At 48.5% G+C, this 1558-nt stretch carries 4 protein-coding genes; 2 read left to right on the top strand and 2 right to left on the bottom strand.

What is annotated here, in order from left to right; genetic code table 11:
* The coding region (locus tag ACWGR4_RS48185) for a hypothetical protein (RefSeq protein WP_452134357.1) at positions 1-303 on the top strand (303 nt) is incomplete at its 5' end.
* A 375-nt stretch (positions 304-678) separates the two neighbouring features.
* Here ACWGR4_RS48185 and ACWGR4_RS48180 read toward each other — a convergent pair.
* Positions 679-906 (bottom strand): YgdI/YgdR family lipoprotein, encoded by a 228-nt coding sequence (locus ACWGR4_RS48180; RefSeq protein WP_000719360.1) that lies wholly within the window; start codon positions 904-906, stop codon positions 679-681.
* 21 nt (positions 907-927) lie between these two features.
* Positions 928-1200 carry a YgdI/YgdR family lipoprotein gene (locus tag ACWGR4_RS48175; RefSeq protein WP_375877820.1) on the bottom strand — a complete coding sequence of 91 codons (273 nt, stop codon included), beginning with the start codon at positions 1198-1200 and terminating at the stop codon, positions 928-930.
* A gap of 147 nt (positions 1201-1347) precedes the next feature.
* Between ACWGR4_RS48175 and ACWGR4_RS48170 the strand changes: the two genes are divergently transcribed.
* A partial coding sequence (locus ACWGR4_RS48170) for a hypothetical protein (RefSeq protein ID WP_452134356.1) occupies positions 1348-1558 on the top strand: 211 nt, incomplete at its 3' end.

Here is a 1558-nt window from a genome sequence, read left to right as displayed (position 1 = left end):
ATCTCTTGGCCCATGTTTCGCCGCTCGGATGGGAACACATCAATCTCACCGGAGAATATCGCTGGCCAAAGCCTTAGCGTAGGATTCCGCCCCCTCCCGCAAACGACCCCAAGAAGAAGGGCTGCGAAATTCCCCGCTAAATACGTCGTGATGCAAAGATCACGGCCTATACCAGGGGGAATTATGAAACTGCTTAATGTTATTGAAGCTGTACTTAACTGCCTGCATCTGGCGGCAGAACTGTGGGAGTGGCTGGAAAAGCATTTGCCGGTTTTCGGGGCCTTCACGCTGTTTTTGGGCTGAATCCTGCCGTCATTCACCTGGCTGCATGGCTATGCAGTCGGGTAAAAATTATCTCCCGGCTTAACGGAGGATGTAGCGTTGCTTAAGCCGGGTTTTCGGGTGCCAGGTGCCGTCTGCGCCGTCAGTGCCGATCCGGCGGTGCAGACAACGGATGTTATGGTAAAAGCATGATGCCTGGCGGGTACGGAAAAATTGTGGCGACCGAGCCTGCAGACGCAAAAATCCGGCCCATACTTATTCGTCTCCTTCATCAGGAATGCAGTACTATCCAGCCACTGCAGGTATTTGGCCCCCAGCGGGGGCTTTTTTTGCCTGTTGTTGGGGCAGATAAAGAAAAGGGCCGCATTAGCGGCCCTTTTCGGAGAGAGCGATGCCTCAATGCGGAATTTCAGAGACTTCTTTAACGTCGGCTTTATTGATCTGCTGTTTGACACCATTTGCGTCTTTATAGCCCAGCAGGCCTGAGTCTGATTCTGTAGGCTTGCCGTCGCTGACAATTGTACGCCCGTCGTTGGTGTGGATGGCATAGCTTGTGCGCGTGCAGCCGGTTAGGGCTGAAAGCGCAACTGCCGCTGCGAACACTGAAACAAAAATCTTTTTCAAAGCCAGCTCCTTTTATCCGTATCAGTTGTCTAGTTCACTCATGTTGGTAATTTTGTCACGGTTGATCTGTTCGGTTCGGCCTGTATGGGCATCTTTGTAGGATACTAACCCCGTATCACTGTCAACTTTGGGTTTGCCGTCTGTAACGATAGTGCGACCATCTGTGGTTTTTATTTCTTGGTTTGAAGAACATCCAGCAGCGGCAAAGGTCACCAACGCGACCATCATGGCCGCCAACAGCGTTTTTTTATTCATAATAGGTTCCCTGCTTAAAGGTAAAGTGGATATGGTCACTAACCATCTAAGTATAGGTCGTTTTTTCATGCGAAAAGAGGATTGAAGGTGGGCATCATGCCCAGCAGTAAAAATGAATGAAAAACGATTTTGGAATGTTGCTTGTTTTTGAGGATTGAAATGGCCTTATTAATTTCACTGGTTGTAGTGGCAGGTCTTTACTATCAATTTTGGTATAAGCCACATAGAGCGCCGATCTTGCGTATATGGGGGATCGCGCCTGATGGACAAGAATTTCGATTATTGCTAACAGAGCATGGAGAAAAAGAGGCTGTTTTACTGTTCGGAAAGAAATCTTTTGTTGCCGTGCCAGATACGCAGAACCTTTATGGTGGGTGTTATTACCTTTATTTAGAGG

The sequence above is a fragment of the Embleya sp. NPDC055664 genome (assembly GCF_053618075.1).
Note: the sequence above shows the minus strand (reverse complement) of the source record. Positions and strands in the feature narration are given on the sequence as shown.